This window comes from Kitasatospora sp. NPDC097691 (genome assembly GCF_040302665.1).
GTDB lineage: Bacteria > Actinomycetota > Actinomycetes > Streptomycetales > Streptomycetaceae > Kitasatospora.
The window spans coordinates 88693-111262 of sequence record NZ_JBEORY010000013.1; the positions used below are offsets into that span (position 1 = coordinate 88693).

Here is a 22570-nt window from a genome sequence, read left to right on the forward strand (position 1 = left end):
GGCGGGGTGGTGTCACGGGCGGAGGGCCGAGCAGGGTCCCGGCCGGCTCCTCCGCCCGGGTCGGTCAGTCCTCTTCGGCGAACCTGGCGATGAACTCGTCGAGTTCGTCCTGGTCGAGGTCGACGAGCGGCTCCCCCTCCTCCTCCACGGCGGCCTCCGGCGCGGATTCGGTGACCACGGCGGCCAGTTCGGCGACGGTCTTGTGGGTGAAGACGTCCCGCGGGGAGATCTCCAGCCCGGCCTCGCGCGCCGCGGTGACCAGCTTGATCGACGTGATCGAGTCGCCGCCGAGCGCGAAGAAGCTGTCGTCGATGCCGATCCGCTCGACCCGGAGCACGTCGACGAACAGCTGCCGCAGCAGTTCCTCGCGCGGGGTGCGCGGCGCCCGGCTGCCCTCGGCCGCGGCGAAGCGGGGGGCGGGCAGCGCGGCCCGGTCCAGCTTGCCGTGCGGGGTGGTGGGCAGCTCGGGGATCTCGACCACGGCGGCCGGCACCATGTACTCGGGCAGGTGGGCGGCGACCAGGTCGCGCAGCGCGGCGGGGTCGGTGCCGTCCGGCCCGGCCGGGACGACGTACGCGACCAGCTGCCGTGCGCCGGGGATGTCCTCGCGCAGCTGCACGGTGGCGTGCCGCACGCCCGGGTCGGCGGCCAGCACGGCCTCGATCTCGCCCGGCTCGATCCGGAAGCCGCGCAGCTTCACCTGGTCGTCGGCCCGGCGCACGTAGTCCAGGCGGCCGTCCGGCAGCCAGCGGGCGACGTCGCCGGTGCGGTACATCCGGGCGCCGGGCCCGCCGAAGGGGTCGGCGACGTAGCGGCTCGCGGTGAGGTCGGCGCGGTGCAGGTAGCCCCGGGCCAGGCCGGCGCCGGAGATGTACACCTCGCCGGGCACCCCGGCGGGCAGCGGGCGCAGGCAGTGGTCCAGGACCCGGATCCGGGCGCCGACGACCGGGACGCCGATCGACACGGCGACGCCGGGCTCCAGCGGCCCGCCGACGGTCGCGATGATCGTGGTCTCGGTCGGGCCGTAGATGTTCAGCATCCGCCGGCCCGGGGCCCAGCGGGCCACCAGCTCGGGCGGCAGGACCTCGCCGCCGGTGACGATCGTGATCCCCTCCGGCAGGCTGCCGTCGGCCATCGCGGCCAGCGAGGACGGCGGGACGGTCAGGGTCTGCACCCCGGTCCGGGCCACCCAGTCGGCCAGCGGCTGCCCGGGCAGCATCTCCTCGTAGCTGCCGACGACCACGCAGGAGCCGCTCAGCAGCGCGGTGTTGAGCTCGCCCATGGCGCCGTCGAAGCTGGGCGAGGCGAACCACAGCACCTTGCGGCCGGGGCCGAGGTCCAGGTGCCGCCGCTGGGTCGCCAGGAAGCTCGCCAGGCCGGCGTGGGTGACCAGGACGCCCTTGGGGCGGCCGGTGGAGCCCGAGGTGAAGATGACGTACGCGCCGCAGGCGGGCAGCAGCGGGCGGCCGCGCTCGGCGTCGGTCACCTCGCCGGAGGGGGTGTCGGCCGGGGCGGTGAGCCGGTCGGTGGTCACGACCCGGTCGCGCAGCTCGGCCGGGACCTTCGCGACGGCGTCGGGCGCGGCCAGGATCAGGTCCGGCCGGGCGTCGGTGAGCATGAACGCGATCCGGTCGGCCGGGTAGTCGGTGTCCACCGGCATGTGGACGGAGCCGCTCTTCCAGATCGCCAGGATGGTGGTGACCAGCTCGGCGCTGCGGGGCAGCAGGACCGCGACGATGCGCTCCGGGCCGGCCCCGTGCGACAGCAGGACGCGCGCCGACCGGTTGGCCCGGGCGTCGAGTTCGGCGTAGCTCAGCTCCTCGGTGCCGGTCAGCACGGCCGGCGCCTCGGGGTGCTCGGCGACCCGCTGGGCGAACAGCGCCGGGATGGTGGCCGCGGGCGCGGCGGGGGCGGTCGCGGCCCACCGCTCCAGGACGGTCTCCCGGGTGGTCGCGGAGAGCAGGTCCAGCGCGGCGAGCGGGGTCCGCGGCGCCTCGGCGAAGGTCTCCAGCACCCGCAGCACCGAGGCCAGCAGGTCGCCCGCCTCGGCCTCGCCGTAGAGGTCGGTGCGGTAGTGGAGCTTGAGGTCCAGGTGCTCGCCCGGGCGCGCCAGCAGGCGCAGCGGGTAGTGGGCGGAGCCGGCGACGGACGGCTCGCGCAGCCCGATGCCGAGTCCGGCCACCGGCCGGCGCACCTCGGGGTGGTGGATCCCGGCGTTCTCGAAGCCGACGATGGTGTCGAAGAGTTCGCCGAGGCCGACGGCCCGCTGGATCTCCGGCAGCCCGAGGTGGTGGTGGGCGATCAGCTCGGACTGCTCGGTCTGCATCCGGACCAGCGCGGCGTCCAGCGGCTCCGCCGGGTCGAGCACGGCCCGGTACGGCACGGTGTTCATGACCAGGCCGATCGCGTCCTCGACGCCGGGCAGCTCGGGCGCGCGCCCGGACACCGCGGCGCCGAAGACGACGTCGCCGCGGCCGGTCAGCCGCTCCAGGGCGATCGCCCAGGCGCCGTTCACCAGGGTGTTCACGGTGATCCCGGCGGCGCGGGCCGCGGCGGTGATCCGGGCGGAGGCCCCGGCGTCCAGGACCTCGTGAACGGTGCCCTGCCCGGCCAGCACCGACAGGTCGGCGTGCGGGGCGACCAGCGTGGGCTCGTCCAGACCGGCCAGCGCCCCGGCCCAGGCCAGCGCGGCCGCCGCGCCGTCCCGGCCGGACAGCCAGGCGAGCACCCGGCGGAACGGCACCGGCTCCGGCAGCCCCTCGGCAGAGCCGCCGGCGGCGTACGCGGCGAAGACCTCGCGGAAGAACAGCGGCACCGACCAGCCGTCCAACAGGAGGTGGTGGTCCGTCACGACCAGCACGTGGCGGTCGTCGGCGAGCCGGACCAGCAGCGCCCGCAGCAGCGGGGCGGAGCCGAGCGGGAACGGGCGGTCGTGCTCCTCGGCCACCAGCTCCTCGACCCGGCGGGCCTGCTCCGGGGCGGCCAGGGCGCCGAGGTCGACCTCCTGCCACGGCACCCCGACCCGCTCGGGGATCACCTGCACGGCCCGGCCGGAGCGCAGCCGCACGAAGCGGGCCCGCAGGTTGGCGTGCCGGGCGAGGACGGTGTCGAAGGCGGCGCGCAGCACGGCGGGCACCACCTCGCCGTCCAGGTCGAAGACCTGCTGGGTGACGTACGGGTCGACCCGGTCGGGCGCGAGCAGGGCGTGGAAGCTCATGCCCTGCTGGAGCGGGGTCAGCGGCCACACCTCGACGGCGTCGGGGTGGGCGGCCTCGATCTCGGCGCGCTCCTCGGCGGCCAGTTCGAGCAGCGGGCCCTCGGGCAAGGTGCCTTCGGACGGCGGCTCGGCGGCCTCTCCGGCGCCGGTGTCCCGGGCACCGGTGTCCGTGGGGTCGGCAGCGCGGGCATCGGCGTCCCGGGCGGCGGCGACCAGGGCGGCCACCGTGCGGTGCAGGAAGACGTCCCGGGGGCTCAGCGCGAGCCCGGCCCGGCGGGCCAGCGCGGAGAGCCGCATCGACAGCAGCGAGTCGCCGCCCAGGTTGAAGAAGTTGTCGTGGATGCCGATCCGCTCGACCCGCAGCACCTCGGCGAACAGCCCGCGGAGCTGTTCCTCCTGCTCGTCGCGCGGCTCGCCGCCCTCGCCGCCGCCGTCGAAGCGGACCGCGGGCAGCGCCGCCTTGTCCACCTTGCCGTTGACGGTCACCGGCAGCTCGTCCAGCACGACCACGGCGGACGGCACCATGTAGCCCGGCAGCACCTCGGCGGCCCGGGCGCGCAGCGCCCCGCCGTCCGCGGTGGCGCCGGGCGCGGCGACCACGTAGGCGACCAGCATCGGGGAGCCGGGGCCGTCCTCGCGGGCCACCGCGACGGCGTGCCGCACGCCGGGGTCGGCGGCCAGCACGGCCTCGACCTCGCCCGGCTCGACCCGGAAGCCGCGGATCTTGATCTGGTCGTCGGTACGGCCGAGGAAGACCAGGGTGCCGTCGTCGTCCCGCTGGGCGCGGTCGCCGGTGCGGTACATCCGGGCGCCCGGCTCGCCGAACGGGTCGGCGACGAAGCGCTCGGCGGTGAGCACCCGCTGTCCGAGGTAGCCGCGGGCGAGGCCGGCGCCGGCCAGGTACAGCTCGCCGGTGACGCCGGGCGGGACGGGCCGCAGCGCGTCGTCCAGCAGGTGGGCGCGCAGGTTGTCGGCCGGGCCGCCGATCACCGGGTGCTCGTGCGCCGCGAAGCGGGCGTACATCGGGTCGACGGTGCACTCGGCCGGGCCGTACAGGTTGTACGCGGACAGGCCCTCGGCGGCGCGCAGCCGCTGCCACAGCGGCTCGTCGACGGCCTCGCCGCCGAGCGCGAGGACGCGGACCGTACGGCCCTCGTCCAGCAGTCCCTCGGCGATCAGCTGGCGGGCGAAGCTCGGCGTGGTGTCGAGCACCTCGATGCCGTGCCGGGTGACGTGGTCGAGCAGGGCGTGCGGGTCGGCCCGCAGCTCCTCCTCGATCATGTGCAGCTCGTGTCCGCCGACCATCCACAGCAGTTGGCTCCACGAGGCGTCGAACACCAGGGAGTTGGTCAGCGCGGCGCGCAGCGGACGGCCGGCGGCGGCCTGCTCGGGCTCGAACAGGTGGTTGCGGTGGCTGTGGAACATGTTGGCCAGCGACCGGTGCTCGATCGCCACGCCCTTGGGGCGGCCGGTCGAGCCGGAGGTGTGGATGGTGTAGGCCAGGTTCTCCGGGCGCAGCGGGGCGAGCCGCTCGTCGTCGGTGAGGGCGGTGCCGTTCGGCTCGTGCGGCAGTTCGTCCAGCAGTACCCGCTCGGTGCCCCCGGGCAGCCGGGCGGCGGACACGCCGGTGGTGACCACGAGGTGCGGGCGCAGCTCGGCGAGGACGGCGGCGATCCGCTCGGCGGGCTGTTCGAGGTCCACCGGCACGTACACCGCACCGGACTTGAGGATCGCCAGCAGGGTGACGACGGCCTCGGCAGTACGCGGCAGGGCCATCACCACAGGCCGCTCGGGGGCGGCGCCGCGGGCGACCAGCTGCCGGGCCAGCCGGTTGGCGGCGGTGTCGAGCCCGGCGAAGGTGAGCCGCTCGGCGCCGCAGCTGACCGCGGGTGCGTCCGGGGTGCGGGCGGCCTGCTGCTCGAACAGCTCGACCAGGGTGCCGGGCGGTGTGGCGACCGGGGCCGGGGCGGCGGCGCGCTCGATGCGGTGCCGTTCCTGCTCGGTGAGCAGCGGCAGCCGGCCGACCGGGGTGTCCGGCCGCTCGACGGCGTGCCCGACCAGCAGGCTCAGGCGCTCCAGCAGCGCCTCGGCCCGCGCCTTCGGGTACAGGTCGGCGCGGTAGTTGAGTTCGAAGACGGTGGTCGGGCCGGGGAAGACGGCGAGGCTGAGCGGGTAGTGGGTGCCCTCCGGCACCTCGTCGACGGCGTCACCGGCAAGTGCGAGGCGCAGACCGGCAACCTCGACGCCGCGGGCGGAGGCCGGCAGCGGGAAGTTCTCGAAGGCGACGGTGGTGTCGAAGAGGCTGTCGTGCCCGCTGATCCGGTGGATGTCGGCGAGGCCGAGCCAGGAGTGCTCGGCGAGTGCGGCCTGCTCGTCCTGGACGCGGTCGAGCAGCGCGCCGAACGGCTCGGTGCGGTCGATCCGCACGCGGGCCGGGACGGTGTTGATCAGCAGGCCGACGACCCGGTCCACGCCGGGGACGGCGGCCGGCCGGTCGGCCACGGTGCAGCCGAAGACCACGTCGTCGCTGCCGGTCATCAGCGCGAGCAGCAGCGACCAGGCGCCCTGGATCACGGTGTTGACGGTGAGGTTGCGGCCGCGGGCGGCCGCGGCCAGCGCGCGGGAGCGCTCCTCGTCCAGCTCCAGGCGGATCCGGTGCTGGGCGACGTCGCCGCCGGCGAGTTCGGCGCCGCGGCCGAGCAGGGTCGGGCCCTCCAGGCCGGCCAGTGCCTTGCCCCAGGCGGCCTCGGTGGCCTCGCGGTTGCGGGTGCCCAGCCAGCCGAGGTAGTCGCCGACGGAGGCCGCCGGGTCCAGGGCGGTGGCGTCGCCGCCGTGGTGGAGGATCCGGAAGAGGTCCTCGACGACCACCGGCATCGACCAACCGTCCATCAGGATGTGGTGGTTGGTGAGGACGAGGACGTGCCGGTCGGCGGCCAGCGCGCACAGGGTGAAGCGCAGCAGCGGGGGCTGGGTCATCTCGAAGCGGCGGTGGCGCTCCTCGGTGAGCACCTCCCGCAGCCGGGTCTGCCGGTCGGCCGGGTCGAGCCCGGTGAGGTCGACCTCGGCCCACGGCAGCTCCACCCGGGACGCCACGGCCTGGAACGGCTCACCGGAGCGGCGCTGCAGGAACCCGACGCGCAGCGCGGGGTGCCGGGCCACGACCAGTTCGCAGGCTCGGCGCAGCGCGGCGCGGTCCAGCGTTCCGGTCAGCTCGATCGGGAGCTGCATGTTGTAGTGGTCGACGCCCTCCTGCCCGCCGTCGTACAGGGCGTGGAAGAGCATGCCCTCCTGCAGCGGTGTCAACGGCCAGATCGCGTCGAACGAGGTCGGCTTCATTTCCCACTTCTCCAGTGCGCTTCGAGTTCGGCGAGCTCGTCGGCGTCGAGTTCGAGCTGCGGGGCCGCCGGCGGGGCGGCGGCCGTCTCGGGCTCGATCCCGGTGGCGACCTCCGCCAGGGCGGCCACGGTGCGGTGCCGGAACACGTCCCGCGGGGTGAGGGACAGGCCGGCGATCCGGGCCCGGCCGGCCAGCCGGGTGGAGGCGATGGAGTCGCCGCCCAGGTCGAAGAAGTTGTCGTCGATGCCGACCTGCTGTCCGTCGAGCACCTCGGTGAAGAGGCGGCACAGCAGGCGCTCGCGGTCGGTGCGCGGCTCGCGCCGTTCCCGTCGGCCGGCCTGCGGGGCGGGCAGGGCGGTCCGGTCGAGCTTGCCGTTGGGGGTGAGCGGCAGGGCGGTCAGCGACACGATCGCGGTCGGGACCATGTACTCGGGCAGGTGCTCCGCGACCTGCTTGCGGGCGGTCTCCAGGTCGGGCAGCGCCCCGGGTTCGGGCACCGCGTACGAGACGATCCGCGGGCTGCCGGGGACGTCCTCGCGGACCACCGTGGCGACCTGCCGGATGCCGTCCACGGCGGACAGCGCCGAGTCGATCTCGCCGAGTTCGATCCGGTGGCCGCGGATCTTCACCTGGTGGTCGGCGCGGTCGAGGTAGCGCACCGCTCCGTCGGGGCGGCGCACGCCGAGGTCGCCGGTGCGGTACATCCGGGTGCCGGGCGGGCCGAAGGGGTCGGGGACGAACCGTTCGGCGGTCAGCAGCGGCCGGCGGGTGTAGCCGTCGGTCACGCCGGTGCCGGCGATGTAGATCTCCCCGGGCACGCCGGCCGGGACGGGGCGCAGGGCGCCGTCCAGCAGGTACACCCGCAGGTTGTCGGCCGGGCTGCCGACGGGGACGTCGGCGGTGCCGGTCTCCGACCCGGCCTGCCAGGTGGTGGTGTAGATCGAGACCTCGGTCGGGCCGTACAGGTTGTGCAGGCCGGCGTCACTGGCCTTGCGGAAACGTTCCACCAGACCGGCGGTCATCTTCTCGCCGCCGCAGAACACCTGGCGCAGGCTGTCGCACGCGGCGGCGCCGGGCTCCAGCAGGAACAGTTCCAGGGTGGACGGCACGAACTGCGCGGTGTGGATCCGCTCGGTGCGGATCAGCTCCGGCAGGTAGCCGGGGTGCTGGTCGGCCTCCGGCAGCGCGACCACCATCGTCGCGCCGACGTGCAGGGTCCAGAAGATCTCCCACACCGACGGGTCGAAGCTGATCGAGGTGCGCTGCAGCACCCGGTCGCCGGGTGCCAGCGGGAAGCGGCGCTGCATCCAGCGCAGGTAGTTCACGATGCCGCGGTGGGCGACCACGATGCCCTTGGGGCGGCCGGTGGAGCCGGAGGTGAAGATCACGTACGCGGTGTGCGCCGGGTCGACCGCGCGGTCCGGCGCCGGGCCCGCGGTCTCGCGCGCCGACAGCTCGGCGAAGGTGCGCTCGTCCAGGGTGAGCGCCGGGCGGGCGTCCTCGGTCATCGCCCGCACCCGCTCCGGCGGGTACTCCGGGTCCAGCGGGAGGTAGGCGGCGCCGGTGCGCAGCACCGCGAGCAGCGCCACGACCAGGTCCACGCCGCGCGGCAGCGCCACCGCGACCACGTCGCCCGGGCCGATCCCGTCGGCGGCCAGCGTGGCGGCCAACCGGCCGGAGAGCGCGTCGAGTTCGCCGTAGCCGACCCGGCGCTCGCCGTACACCACGGCCTCGGCGTCCGGGGTGCGGCGGGCCTGCGCGGTGAACAGCCCGTGCAGGGTGCCCTCCTCGTGCGCCACGGCCGTCTCGTTGCAGGCCCCGACCAGCGCGCGGCGTTCCTCGGCGTCGACCAACTCGACGCGCCCGAGGGGAAGTTCGGGCGAGGCGACGAAGGCCGTCAGGTACCGCTCCAACCGCTCCAGCAGCGCCTCGGCCTGCTCGGCGGGGTACAGGTCGGGGCGGTGGGTCAGCTCCAGGCGCAGCCGCGGACCGGGGTGGACGATCAGGCTGAGCGGGTAGTGGGTGACACCGGTGCGGTCGGACTCGGCGACGGCGATCTCCACCCCCGGCAGGGCCCGGCGGATCGCCTCGCGGTCGGCCGGCGCGTTCTCGAACACCATGGTGGTGTCGAAGAGTTCGCCGAGACCGAGGCCGCGCTGGATGTCGGCCAGGCCCAGGTGGTGGTGCGCGCCGAGCGCGGCCTGCTCGGCCTGCACCTCGGTGAGCAGTTCGGCCAGTGCCCGCTCGGCGGAGAGCCTGACCCGCACCGGGACGGTGTTCATCACCAGGCCGACCAGGTCCTGCATCCCGGCCAGCTGCGGCGGCCGGGCGGAGACCGAGGTCCCGAAGACCACGTCGTCCCGGCCGGTCAGCTGCCCGAGCAGGGCCGCCCAGGCGCCCTGGAAGACGGTGTTGACGGTCAGGCCGGCCGTCCGGGCGGTGCGGGCCAGGTCCGCGGAGAGCTCCTCGGACAGCGCCCGGCGGGTCAGCGCGGGCATCTCGGTGGTCAGCGCGGCCCCGGGGGCGACCAGACAGGGCTGCTCGACCCCGGCCAGCGCGCGCTTCCAGGCGTCCGCGGTGGTCTCCTTCGGCTGGCGGTCCTGCCAGCGCAGGTAGGCCGCGAAGGACACCTGCTCGGACGGCTCGGAGCCGTCGGAGCAGGCCGCGAACAGGTCCTTCAGCATGATCCCGACGGACCAGCCGTCGAAGAGCACGTGGTGGCTGGTGAAGACCAGCAGGTGCCGGTCGTCGGCGGTGCTGATCACCGCGAACCGCAGCAGCGGCGGCCGGGCCAGGTCGAAGCGGGTCGCCTTGTCGGCGGCCAGCAGCTCGGCCGTGCGGGTGCGCTGCTCCTCGGCGTCGAGCCCGCGCAGGTCGTGCTCGGCCCAGGGCACCGTGACCCGCGCCGGAAGGGTCTGGCGGGCCTCGCCCAGCTCGTCGAGGTCGAAGCGGGCGCGCAGCGCGTCGTGCCGGGCGACCAGGGCGTCGCAGGCGGCGTGCAGCCGGTCGAGTGCGATCCCGCCGGTCAGGTCGAACACCATCTGGCCGATGTACGGGTCGGCGCCGGTGTCGTCGGCGTACAGCGAGTGGAACAGCATGCCCCGCTGCAGCGGGGTCAGCGGCAGGCCCTCGGCCGGGCCGCCGGCGTCGGTCAGCAGCGACCGGTCGAGGTCCGCGGCCCGGCCGCCGTCGGCGACCGCGGCCATGGTGGCGGCCGTGCGGTAGGTCAGGACGTCCTGCGGGGTGAGCGCGAGCCCGCGGTTGACCGCCCGGGCGGCGAGCTGGACGGCGGCGATGGAGTCGCCGCCCAGGTCGAAGAAGCCGTCGTCGATGCCGATCTCCTCCGCGCCGAGCACCTCGTGCAGCAGCTCGCACAGCACGGTCTCGGTGCGGGTGCGCGGCGGCCGGCGGGTGGCGCCGCCGCGGATGTCGGGCTCCGGCAGCGCGTCCCGGTCGATCTTGTTGTTGGAGGTGAGCGGGAACGCGTCCAGGGCGACGACCGCCGCGGGCACCATGTGCTCCGGCAGGGTCCGGCCGACCCAGGCGCGCAGCTCGGCGGGCTCCACCTCGGCGTCGGGCGCGGGCACCACGTAGGCGACCAGGCGGCGCGCACTGCCCTGCGCGGCGCGGGCCACCACCGCGGCCCGGGCGACGCAGGGGTGCGCGGCGAGTCTGGACTCCACCTCGCCGAGCTCGACCCGGAAGCCGCGGATCTTCACCTGGTGGTCGCTGCGGCCGACGAAGTGCAGCTTGCCGTCCGGGCCCCAGGAGCCGTTGTCGCCGGTCCGGTACATCCGGCTGCCGGGCCGGCCCCACGGGTCGGCGACGAAGCGCTGCGAGGTGAGGTCGGGCCGGCGGTGGTAGCCGACCGAGACGCCGGGGCCGGCCAGGTGGATCTCGCCGGTGACACCGGGCGGCACCGGGCGCAGCAGCGCGTCCAGGACGTACACCCGGGCGTTGTGCAGCGGCGAGCCGATCGACGGCGTGCCGGGGCCGCTCAGCGGCCCGGTCATGGTGGTGAACACGGTGCTCTCGGTGGCGCCGTACACGTTGTGCAGCCGGTGCGCGCCGCCCCAGCGGCGGACCAGCTCGGCGGGCAGCGCCTCCGCGCCGACCGCGATGACCAGGTCGTCCGGCAGCGAGCCGGGCGGGAAGGCGGCCAGCACCGACGGCACGGTGCCCACGCAGCCGACCCGGTGCTCGGCGATGAACTCGGCCAGCTGCGGGCCGGGCAGCAGCTTCGGCGGGGCGATCACCGCGCAGCCGCCGCTCATCAGCCAGACCGACAGCTCCCACATCGACGGGTCGAAGCTGGGCGAGCTGATCATCAGCACCCGCTCGCCCGCGCGCAGCGCCAGCACGCCGGGCTGGGACTCGGCGAAGTCGGCCAGGCCGGTGTGCGGCACCAGCACGCCCTTGGGGCGGCCGGTGGAGCCCGAGGTGTAGATCATGTACGCGATGTCGGCCGGGGTCGGCGCGGTCGGCGGCGCCGGCTCGGCGGGGTCGGCGGCGTCCAGCTCGGCGGCCACCCCGGCGTCGTCGAGGTGCACCGCGGCCAGGCCGTCGCGGACCGGGAGCCCGTCGGCGTGCCGGGTGACCATCAGGTCGGGCCGGGCGTCGGAGAGCATCCCGTCCACCCGGTCCGCCGGGTAGCCGGGGTCCACCGGGAAGTAGACGGCGCCGGCCTTCATCACCGCGAGCAGCGCCACCAGGTTGTCCAGGCCGCGCGGCAGGGCGACGGCGACGAAACCGCCGCGGCGCACCCCGCGTTCGAGCAGCATCCGCGCCAGGCGGTTCACCCGGGCGTCGAGCTCCCGGTACGTGAGGGTGCGCCCCTCGAACTCCACCGCGTCGGCGTCCGGGGTGCGGGCGGCCTGGCGCTCGAACAGCCCGGGCAGGGTGATCCGCTCGGTCGGCCACTCGGTGTCGTTGAAGTCGTTCAGCACCCGGTCCTGCTCGACGGCCGTCGCCAGCTGCAGCCGGGCCAGCGGGGTGTCCGGGTCGGCCTCGGCCAGGCGGTGCAGGAAGGCCAGCAGCCGTACGGTGTGGGCGTCCAGGTCCGCCTGGTCGTAGCGGGCCTCGTTGCCCTCCAGGCGGACGTGCTGCCCGCCGGCCGGGTCGGGGAACAGGGTGAGCACCAGGTCGGGGACCTGGCCGGCGTTGAGGCCGGTCACGGTGGCCGGGAAGCCGGCCAGCTCGGTGCGGTCGCCGGTGGGCACCAGGTTGAGCGCCGCGTGGAACAGCCGGTCGCCCGCGTCCCGCATGCCCAGCTCGCGGCGGATGTGCTCGTGCGGGAAGCGCTGGTGGGTGAGCAGTTCGCCGAGCCGCGCGGAGGTGTGGTCGATCAGCTCGCCCACCGTCATGTCCGGCTCCAGCCGGACGCGCAGCGGCAGTTCGTTGGCGAGCATGCCCGGGGTGGCGCGGGCCGTGTCGGTGCGCCGGACGGTCGCGGTCAGGCCGAGGACCAGGTCCTGGTGGCCGCTCAGCCCGCCGAGGTAGGCGGCGACCCCGGCCGCGACCACCGCTGTCCAGTCGGTGCGCCGGCGCCGACCGAGCTTGCGCAGGGCGGTCGCGCGGGTCGAGGTCAGCAGGGTCTGCGCGCGCAGCACGTCGCCCACCCAGTCGGCGGCGCGGGGGGCCACGGTGACCGGCTCGGGCCGGTCGGCCATCCGCTCCAGCCAGTACGCGCGGTCCGCCTCGTACTGCTCCGAGGCCAGGTAGGCGGCCTCCTCCAGGGGCAGCAGCAGGGAGGACGGCAGTGGGCGGCCGCCCGGCTCGGCGCCGGCCGCCATCGCCTTGTAGAGCTCGTTGATCCGCTCGGTGAGGATGGCCAGGCCCTGGATGTCGGTCAGCACGTGGTGGTAGCTGCTGTACCAGAACCAGTGGGCGGCCCCGAGCCGCAGCAGCACGTCCTCGCCCACCGGGCCGCGCCGCAGGTCGTAGGTGGTGCTCATCCGGTCGGCGATCCACCGGTGGGCGGCCAGTTCGGGGTCGGCCCGGTCGGAGAGGTCGACGACGTCCCAGCCGGCGTTCGAGCGGCCCAGGTGCTCCTGGTACGGGCCGTCGGCGCCCTCGCCCAGGCGCACCTCGAAGGCCTGGCTCTCCGCGTGCGCCTGCCGGATCGCCCGGTGCCACAGCTCGGGGTCGAGCGGGCCGCGGATCTCGAAGCGGCGAACCAGGTTGAACCTCGGCGAGTCCGGCGCGAACTGCTGGGCGAGCCACAGCGCCCGGCCGGCGGCGGTCAGCGGTGTGCGGTTCCCGGCCCCGCGGGTCGACGAGTGCGAACCGGATCCTTCTCGATCGCTTTCCCGGTACACACCTGGCTCCTCTCCACGGCGGTCGGCCGGCGGCGCGGGCGGCCCCCCGGCCGCTGCCCGGGGACCGCGCTGACGGTTCTCGCCGCCGATGCTTGCGCGCGCGCAGTGATACGGCCAGGAAACTGACCGGCAATCGACCTTGCTGGTACCGGCCGTGCGGCGGACCGGAGTTGCCCGCTCGATTCCTGGCCTCCGGCCCGTACGAACCGGAGGATGCGGCCGTGGGCGGCAGCCACGTTGCTCCGACGAATGCAAGGATCTGGGAGGAATCGGTCAATGAGCATCCCCGACAGGGCCCTGCTGGACTGGGTCGAGGAGGCCTCGGAGGATCGCGGCCTGCACTTCGCCGGTCCGGGTGACTCCTGGGAGTTCCACAGCTACGCCGAGCTGGCCGACAAGGTGCTGCGCACGGCCGAGGCGCTGCGCGCCGCCGGCGCGCAGGACGGCGACGTGGTGGCGGTCGTCCAGCGCTGCAGCCCCGGCTTCGTGGCGACGTTCTTCGGCGCCATCGCGGCCGGCTGCACGCCGTGCTCGATCGCGCCGCCGTTCGCGTTCCAGCGCGGCAGCGAGTACGCCGAGCACGCTCGCGCCCTCTTCGACACCGCCCAGCCCCGGGTGATCGTCTGCGACGAGGAGTCGCAGGCCTCGGTGCGCACCGTCACCGAAGGCCTCGACCTGCCCGAGCCGGTGGTCTTCGACGCGTTCATCGACGGCGTCGAGCCGGCCCCGAAGCCGTACCCCCCGGCCGAGTTCGCGCTGCTGCAGTTCACCTCCGGCTCCAGCGGCCGCTCCCGCGGCGTGCTGGTCGGCCACGAGGCGCTGACCAACGACGTGAACGCGATGCACCGCTGGCTGGAGTGGTTCCCGGAGTACTCGGGCGTCTCCTGGCTGCCGGTCCACCACGACATGGGCCTGATCGGCTGCATGGTCAACTTCGTGACGATGAGCTGCGACGGCTGGATGATGCAGCCGGAGGACTTCATCCGCTCCCCGCTGCGCTACCTGCGGTGCATCAGCGACAACAGGGTCGGCCTCACCGCCATGCCCAACTTCGGCCTGGCGTACATCCTGCACCGGGTGAAGCCGGCCCAGCTGGAGGGCCTGGACTTCTCGTCCTTCCGCTCACTGATCCTCGGCGCCGAGCGGATCGACCCGCAGGTACTGGAGGGCTTCGAGGCACTGCTCGGCCCGCACGGCTTCGACCGGCGCGCACTGCTGCCCGCGTACGGCGGCGCGGAGGCCACCCTGGCGGTCACCGGCCTGCCGATCGGCGAGGGCTGGAGCGAGGTCACCCTGGAGGGCGACCAGGCCGGACGCTTCGTCGGCTGCGGCCGCCCGCTGCGCGGCGTCCGGGTCACCGTCGTGGACGACGAGGGCGCCGAGGTGCCGGACCGCGTCGTCGGCGAGGTGCTGGTGAGCGGCAACACCCTGGGCACCCGCTACCAGGGCGCCGCCGGCACGGCCTCCGGCACGGTGCTCGACGGCGGGGTGCTGCACACCGGCGACGCCGGCTTCCTGCACGAGGGCCAGCTCTACGTGGTCGGCCGCCTCGGCGACGGCGTCAAGGTCCGCGGCAAGATGGTCTTCGCCGAGAGCCTGGAGGCCCGGCTGCACGAACTCGGCATCCCCCAGCGGCGGGTGGCGGTCCTGCTGGGCCACCGCGAGGACCGCGCGACCGGCGTGGTCGTGCTGGAGAAGCCCGACCCGCAGTGGCAGGCCGCCGCGCACACGGTGCTCTCCGAGGCCCTGGGCAACGAGGCCGACCTGCTCGCGGTCGAGGTGCCGCGCGGCGGCCTCGCCGTCACCTCCAGCGGCAAGCCGCGCCGCCGGGTGATGTGGGCGGCGCTGACCGCCGGCGAGCTGGGCGGCGACATCCGGAGCCTCACGCCGGCCTGACCGGCCGACCCCCGGGGCGGCTCGACCGGCCGGCCCCGGGGGCGACGTGAGCGGCCGGCCCCGGGGGCGACGTGAGCGGCCGGCCCCGGGGGCGACGTGAGCCGCCGGCCCCGGGTGGGCCGTGAACGCCGACCCTTGGGCGCCGGCCCGCCGCGTCAGGCCGGCGAGCCGGCGGGGAGGCCCTTCCGGGACCGGACGGCCACAACCAGCGTGCGCGCCAGGAGCATTGCGCCGAACGAGATGGCCAGGAAGCCGAACCCGGTCTCGATGTCCTGGTTCTGCCCGAGCTTGTAAAAGGCCGTCCGGGAGACCAACAGGCCCGCCCAGACCGCCACGGCGTACAGGCCGCCCTTGAACACGGTGTGCCCGGCGGCGTCCCGGCTCAGCGGCAGCAGCGCGCCGTACGCCACGCCGAGCACCAGACCGACGCCGGTGATCGCGGCGCCGAGCCCGATCGAGGCGCCGCTCCTGTCGTGGTCGATCAGGTCGTCCTGAAGGGCTCCGACCACGATCGGAATCACCGGAAGCAGCCACGGGGCGAGGGTCAGTCTCTGATCCCGGAACTCGCGGAGAAGCCCGAACACCAGAACGGCTGCGGTCAGAATCTCGACCATGTTGTCTTTCACGGGGAAATCCCATCGTGTGTGAGGCGCCCGCGGCGGCGCCGGCGCCGTGAGCACGGGCGCGGCCTCGTCAGAACGGAGATCGGAAAGCGATCGGAAAGGCGATCGGAAAGGCGATCGAAGCGGCGGCCGGAACATCGGCCGGAACGGCGCAGAGGCACCCTACTGCAGCCCCCGCCGGTGGGACAGGGACGTCCTGCGGAAGTCTTCCGAACGCCTCCCGGAGGCCTCGCAAAGGCCTTCCGGACGCCTCCGCAGAACCGAATTCCCCTGGTGGAGACCGTTACACCCGATCGGCAGCTGGAATGCAATTTCGATTGCCGGGCACTTGCCTGGCCGGGCCGCACGACAGCCGGAAGCATGGCCGACGCGGGCCGGCCGGACGGCCCTGCAGTTCCCGTCCCCCCGGCGATCCCGGCCGGTCCGTGCCGGACGTCGCCCGCGGACCGTGCGACCGCAACCCGCCCCGGTTGGAGATCACCCAGTGCCTGCCCACGACTCACCGCTGGAAGCGGTCCTTCCGCTCGCGCCCCTACAGGAGGGGCTGTTCTTCCACTCGCTGCTCGGCCAGGGCGGCATCGACGAGTACGTCAGCCAGGCCGCGCTGCGCCTGGACGGCCCGCTCGACCGCGACCGCCTGCGCGCCGCCTGCCGGGCCGTGGTCCGTCGGCACACCGCGCTGCGCGCCTCCTTCCAGCAGCGGAAGAACGGGCAGGGCGTGCAGCTGGTGCACCGCAAGGTCACCGTGCCGATCACCGAACTCGACCTGTCCGGTGGGGCGGAGGCCGCAGCGGGTGGCCGCCCTGGCGTCGAGGCGGGCACCGCGGTGGGCGTCGAGGCGGGCACCGCGGTGGGCGTCGAGGCGGGCGCCGAAGCACGCCGTGGGACGGACGCCGGCGCGGACGCCGAGCCGGCCCGCGGGACGAACGCCGAACTGGCCCGGCACCTCGCCGCGGAGCGGCTGCGCGGCTTCGACCTCGGCGCCCCGCCGCTGATCCGCTTCTCGATCGTCCGGACGGCCCCAGAGTCGCACGTCCTGATCCTGACGCATCATCACATCCTGCTCGACGGCTGGTCGTTGTCGACCGTCCTGCGCGACCTGGTGACGATCTACGCGGCCGGCGGCGACGACACCGCCCTGCCGAAGGCCGTCCCGCCCACCGGCTACCTGGCCTGGCTCGCCAACCGCGACGTCCGGGCGTCCGAGCAGGCGTGGCAGCAGGCCTTCGCCGGGCTCGAAGCGCCCACCCTGACCGGCCCCGAGCACACCGGCGCGGCCGAGGACCTCCCCGACCTGGTCGCCGCCGAACTCCCCGCCGAGCTCACCGCGGCCGTCCGGGACGCCGCGCGCGCCCGCGGCCTGACCCTCAACACCGTCGCCCAGACCGCCTGGGCGCTCGCCCTCGCCTCACTGACCGGGAAGACCGACGTCGTCTTCGGGCAGACCGTCTCGGTGCGCTCGGCCGCCGCCCCGCGGGTCGAGGAGATGGTCGGACTGCTCATCAACTCGGTCCCGGTGCGGGTGCGCCTGGACCCGGCCGAGCCACTGCACGCCCTCCTGCACCGGGTGCAGCGCGAGCAGTCGGCGCTCACCGACCATCACCACCTCCCGCTGCCCGACATCCAGCGGTCCGCCGGGCACGGCACCCTCTTCGACACCTTCCTGGCCCTCGCCGACCCGGGCAGCGACGACGGTGCCGCCCGGCCGACGGCCGGCCTGCGGATCTCCCCGCTCGCCGACGACCCGGCGGCCGCCGACCCGGACGGCGCCCACGGCTCCACCCACTACCCGCTCAGCCTGGTGGTCGTCCCCGGCGACCGGCTGATCCTCGAACTCACCCACCGCCGCGAGGTGTTCGACGCCGACACGGCCCGCGGCGTGCTGCGCCGGCTGGAGGCCGCGCTCACCGCCTTCGCCACCGCACCGGACACCCCGGTGGCCGCCCTCGACCTGCTCGACGACGCCGCCCGGGCCGCCCTGCCCGTCCCCGGTGTCCCGGCCCGCGGCCCGGCACCCGAGACCACCGTGCCCGCACTGTTCGAGGCCCGGGTCGACCGGGCACCGGACGCCGTCGCGCTCTCCGACCGGCACCGCGCACTCAGCTACCGGGACGCCAACGCGGCCGCCAACCGGATCGCCCGTGCCCTGATCGCCCGCGGCATCGGCCCCGAGTCCGTGGTCGCCGTCCTGCTGCCGCACGACGCCGAGCTGGTCGTCGCGCTGCTCGGCGTGCTGAAGTCCGGCGCCGCCTACCTGCCGATCGACCCGGCGCTCCCGGCGGAGCGGGTCGCCTTCATGCTCCGGGACGCCCGGCCCGCCGCGGTGCTCACCGACCGCGACCCCGCCGACCCCGCCGACCTCCCGGCCGACGGCACGCAGCCCGCCGACCCACGGCCCACCGACCCGCCGGCCACCGACCCCCCGATCGCCCACCTGCGGCCCGCCGACCTGCTGGCCGAGCCGCACCCGAACGGGAACGTCACCGACGCCGAGCGCGTCCGCCCGCTGCGCCCCGGCAACGGCGCCTACCTGATCTACACCTCCGGATCCACCGGCCGCCCCAAGGGCGTCCAGGTCGAGCACCGCTCCGTCGGCGTCTACCTGGAGTTCGCCCGGCACACCTACCCGGGCCTGGCCGGGACCGCGATCGTGCAGTCGCCGATCTCCTTCGACTTCACCGTCACCGGCGTCTGGGGCGGCCTCACCGCCGGCGGCCGGGTGCACATGGCGGAGCTCACCGAGGCCGCGCCCACCGACCTCGGCCCGGCCACCTTCGCCAAGGTGACGCCCAGCCAGATGCCGCTGCTCGCCGACACCCACGCCTGGCTCTCGCCCACCCGTGACCTGGTGGTCGGCGGCGAGCAGCTGTCCGGCGCGATGCTGAGCGCCTGGCGGACCGGCAACCCGACCGCCACCGCCGTCAACGAGTACGGCCCGACCGAGGCCACCGTCGGCTGCATGGAGTTCCGCAGCGGGCCCGACGACCGGATCGCCCCCGGCGCCGTCCCGATCGGCAGGGCGATCCCGGGCGCCGCGATGCACGTCCTCGACACCTGGCTGCGCCCCGTCCCGGTCGGCGTGCCCGGCGAGGTGTACATCGCCGGGCCGAGCCTGGCACGCGGCTACGTCCGCCGCCCCGGTGTGACCGCCGAGCGCTTCGTCGCCAACCCCTTCGGCGCGCCGGGCGAGCGGATGTACCGCACCGGCGACATCGCCCGGTGGGGCGCCGACGGCGAACTCGTCTACCTCGGCCGCGCCGACGACCAGGTCAAGATCCGCGGCCAGCGGGTGGAACCCGCCGAGATCGAGGCGGAGCTCTGCCGCCACCCGGCGGTGCGGCACTGCGTGGTCGTCGTCCGGAGCGGCCCGCAGGCCGACCGGCTGGTCGCCTACCTCGTCCTGGACGGCGCGGGCGGCACGGGCAGCACGGACGGCGCGGGTGGCGCGGGCGGCACGGGCAGCACGGATGGCGCAGGCAGCACGGACGGCACAGGCAGCTCGGGCGGCACAGGCAGCTCGGGCGGCACAGGCAGCTCGGGCGGCGCGCCCGGGGCCGAGGAGCTGCGCGAGCACGTCGCCGCACGGCTGCCCGCCGCCATGGTGCCGGACGCCTTCGTCGCCGTCCCGGAGATCCCGCTCACGCCCAACGGCAAGCTGGACCGCGCCGCGCTGCCGCCCGTCCCCGACCGGGCCGAGGACCGCACCACCGGCCGCGCGCCGCGCAACCCGGTCGAGAAGCTGCTGGTCAAGCTGTTCGGCGAGGTGCTGAACCGCGACGTGCGCTCCGTCCACGACGGCTTCTTCGAGCTCGGCGGCGACTCCATCACCTCGCTGCAGCTGGTCGCCAAGGCGCGCGGTGCGGGCCTCGAACTCACCGCCAAGCAGGTCTTCGAGCACCGGACGGCGGCCGCGCTCGCCACGCTGTCCGGCACCACGGCCGGCACGGCGGCCCCGGTCACCCACGACGACGGGGTGGGCGACTTCCCGGCGCCGCCCATCGTCCACCGGCTGCGCGAACTCGGCGGCCCCGTCGACTCGTTCAACCAGTCCACGCTGCTCACCGTCCCCGCCGGGCTCGGCCTGGAACGGCTGACCGGCGCGGTGCAGGCCCTGCTCGACCGGCACGGCGCGCTCCGCATGCGACTGACCGAGGACTGGTCGCTGACCGTCCCGGCGGTCGGCGCAGGCACTGGAGCCGGCACTGGAGCCGGCACTGGCACCGCCGCCGACATCGCCGCCGACCGGGTCCGCCGGGTCGACGTCGCCGGGCTCGCCCCCGACGCCCTGGCCGCGGCGGTCACCGAGCACGCCGCCGACGCCGCCGGCCGACTGGACCCGCGCACCGGGAACCTGCTCCAGGCAATCTGGTTCGACGCCGGCACCGCCTCCGGCCGCCTCCTCGTCGTCGTCCACCACCTGGCCGTGGACGCCGTCTCCTGGCGCGTCCTGCTCCCCGACCTGCACGCCGCCTGGCTGGCCGCCGGCACCGGCGCCCCGGCCCGGCTCGACCCGGTGCCGACCTCGCTGCGGCGCTGGTACGAGACGCTGGCCGACGCCTCCGGACGCCCGCACGTCGCGGCGCAGCTGGAGCACTGGCGGCGCACCCTCGCCGAGGCCGGCCCCCAGCTCACCGACCGCGCCGCCGACCCGGCCCGCGACGTGCACGGCACCGCCCGGAGCCTGACCGTCGAGCTCACCCCCGCCGAGACCGAAGCGCTGCTCACCACGCTGCCCGCGGCCTTCCGGGCCGGCCCCGACGAGGTCCTGCTGACCGCGCTGGCGCTGGCCGCCGCCCGCGCGCGCGGCACCGACGGGCTGCTGGTCGACCTGGAGGGCCACGGCCGCCGGGACCTCGACGGCCTGGACCTCACCCGGACGGTCGGCTGGCTCACCACCCTGCACCCCGTCCTGCTCACCCCCGGCGCCGCCGGCACCGACACCGACGCCTACCCCGGCACCGCGACACTCGACGACGCCGGCCTGGCCCGCGCCCTCAAGGCGGTCAAGGAACACCTGCGCGCCGTACCCGACCACGGCCTCGGCTACGGGCTGCTGCGCTACCTGGACGAGCGGGGCCGCGCCGCCCTCGGCGGCCTCCCCCACCCGCAGCTCGCCTTCAACTACCTCGGCCGGTTCACCGCCGGCCCCGAGGCGGACTGGCGCCCGGCCGGCGAGACCGCCGCCCCGCCCGTCCACCCCGACCAGCCGATGGCCCACCCGCTGGAGGTCAACGCGGTGGCCGAGGACGGCGGCGAGGGTCTGCGGCTGACCGCCACCTGGTCCTGGGCCCCCGGTCTGCTGGCCGAACCCGAGGTCCGGGCCCTGGCCGAGGAGTGGACCGCCGCACTGCGCGCCCTGGCCGCCTTCGCCGGCCGGCCCGCCGCGCACGGGATCACCCCCTCGGACGTACCGCTGGTCCGGATCACCCAGGACGAGCTGGACGCCCTCGCCGAGAACGGCCCGGTCGCGGACGTCCTCCCGCTCACCCCCACCCAGCAGGGCCTGCTGTTCCACGCCCGCTACGAGCACGGCGCCCCCGACCTGCACACCGTCCAGACCGTGCTGGAGCTCGACGGCGAGCTGGACGCCGACCGGATGCGCACCGCCTTCCAGGCGGTGGTGCGGCGCCACGAGGCACTGCGCGCCCGGTTCGAGCTCCTGCCCTCCGGCGAGCCCGTACAGGTCCTGGACGAGCACGTCGAGGCCCCCTGGCGCGAACTCGACCTGCGCCGCGCCGACGCGGCCCGGCGGCGGGAGACGCTCGCCGCGGAACGGCGGCAGCCGTTCGACCCGGCCCGTTCCCCCCTGGTCCGCGGCCTGCTGGTGCGCCTCGGCAAGCGCCGCCACCTGCTGGTGCTGACGCTCCACCACATCCTGGTCGACGGCCGGTCCAGCGCGATCGTGCTGCGGGACCTGGCGCACCTGTACCGGCACCGCGGCGACGACACGGGCCTGCCCGACACCGTCCCCTACCGGCGGCACTTCGGCTGGCTGGAGCGGCAGAACGGCGAGGCCTCGCGCGCCGCCTGGCAGAAGGCGCTGTCCGGGGCCGGACCGACCCTGCTGGCCCCCGACGCCGACCCCGCACGGGTGCACGCCCAGCCGCTGCGGCGCACCGCGGAACTCCCCGAGGAGACCACCGAGGCGCTCCGCCGGGCGGCCCGCGGCCACGGCGTCACCCTCAACACCGTGGTCCAGGCGGCCTGGGCGCTCACCCTGCACCGGCTCACCGGCGCCCGCAGGCCGGTCTTCGGCGCCACCGGATCGATCCGCACCCCGGACCTGCCCGGACACGAGGACCTGGTCGGCCTGCTCGTCAACACCACGCCGGTCCCGGTACGGCTGGACCCGGACTCCGGGCTGGACGCCCTGCTGCGTGACCTCCACCGGGACCAGACCGAACTGGCCCCGCACCGGCACCTGGCGCTCGGCGAGATCCTGCGCGCCGCCGGTCGCGCCGGTCAGCGCGAACTCTTCGACAGCTGCCTGGTGTTCGAGAACTACGCGGCCGCCGAGCCGGTCGGGTCGGGGTCCGGCGGGTCGGCGGGCTCGTCCGGTGTATCAGGCGGGTCGGCGGACTCGGCAGGCTCATCCGGCCCGTCAGGCGGCCTGCGGATCACCGACACCCACGGCCACGACCCGTACCACTACCCGGTCCGGCTGACCGTCACCCCGGAGCAGCGGCTGCACCTCGCGCTCAGCCACCGGCCGGAGCTGGTCCCGACCGCGCTCGCGGAGCGGGCCGGCGAACTGCTGCTCGCGCTGCTGCACGCCATCGCGGAGCGGCCGACGGCGAAGGTCGGCGAGCTGCTGCCGGACTCCGACACCCTGCGGGCCGCCCGGGACACCCTGGCGGTGCTGGCGGCCGAGGCCATCGCGGCCACGTCCGGCCCGACCGCCGACGTCGAACCCCTGGACGCGGACGACGACTTCTTCGCCCGCGGCGGTGACTCGCTGGCGGCGCTGCGGCTGTCCGGCCGGATCCAGGCCGCGTTCGGCTCCCCGGTCGACATCCGCGCGGTCTTCCAGCAGCGCACCCCGCGCCGCCTGGCCGCACTGTGCGTCCCGGCCGCCGTCCCCTCCGGCTCCCCCGCCTCCCCCGGCTTCACCGACCCCGAAGCCGACTGACCGCACCACCGTCCCCTCCGGCACCTCCGGCACTCCGGCACTCCGGCAGACC

At 75.4% G+C, this 22570-nt stretch carries 5 protein-coding genes; 2 read left to right on the forward strand and 3 right to left on the reverse strand.

Going from position 1 to position 22570, the window contains the following annotated elements; translation table 11 throughout:
* Positions 1–64 precede the first annotated feature (64 nt).
* Positions 65–6553 carry a non-ribosomal peptide synthetase gene (locus tag ABTY56_RS12320; RefSeq protein WP_350628579.1) on the reverse strand — a complete coding sequence of 2163 codons (6489 nt, stop codon included), beginning with the start codon at positions 6551–6553 and terminating at the stop codon, positions 65–67.
* Positions 6550–12870 carry a non-ribosomal peptide synthetase gene (locus ABTY56_RS12325; protein ID WP_350628580.1) on the reverse strand — a complete coding sequence of 2107 codons (6321 nt, stop codon included), beginning with the start codon at positions 12868–12870 and terminating at the stop codon, positions 6550–6552. Before ABTY56_RS12325 ends, ABTY56_RS12320 begins: the two co-directional genes overlap by 4 nt.
* 276 nt (positions 12871–13146) lie before the next feature.
* Here ABTY56_RS12325 and ABTY56_RS12330 point away from each other — a divergent pair, with 276 nt between their 5' ends.
* On the forward strand, positions 13147–14766 hold the full coding sequence (locus ABTY56_RS12330) for an AMP-binding protein (RefSeq protein ID WP_350628582.1): 1620 nt from the start codon (positions 13147–13149) through the stop codon (positions 14764–14766).
* Positions 14767–14921: 155 nt separating this feature from the next.
* Here the strand turns inward: ABTY56_RS12330 and ABTY56_RS12335 are convergent, their stop codons facing one another.
* Entirely contained in the window at positions 14922–15446 is a 525-nt protein-coding gene (locus tag ABTY56_RS12335) for a hypothetical protein (protein WP_350628583.1), read from the reverse strand.
* Between the two features lie 427 nt (positions 15447–15873).
* Here ABTY56_RS12335 and ABTY56_RS12340 point away from each other — a divergent pair, with 427 nt between their 5' ends.
* A complete protein-coding gene (locus tag ABTY56_RS12340; RefSeq protein ID WP_350628584.1) occupies positions 15874–22518 on the forward strand; it encodes a non-ribosomal peptide synthetase in 6645 nt (2214 codons plus the stop codon).
* Positions 22519–22570: the final 52 nt, after the last annotated feature.

Coding starts and splice junctions, on each gene's coding strand:
- ABTY56_RS12320 (WP_350628579.1), bottom strand. CDS start 6,553: ATGAAGCCGACCTCGTTCGACGCGATCTGGCCGTTGACACCGCTGCAG.
- ABTY56_RS12330 (WP_350628582.1), top strand. CDS start 13,147: ATGAGCATCCCCGACAGGGCCCTGCTGGACTGGGTCGAGGAGGCCTCG.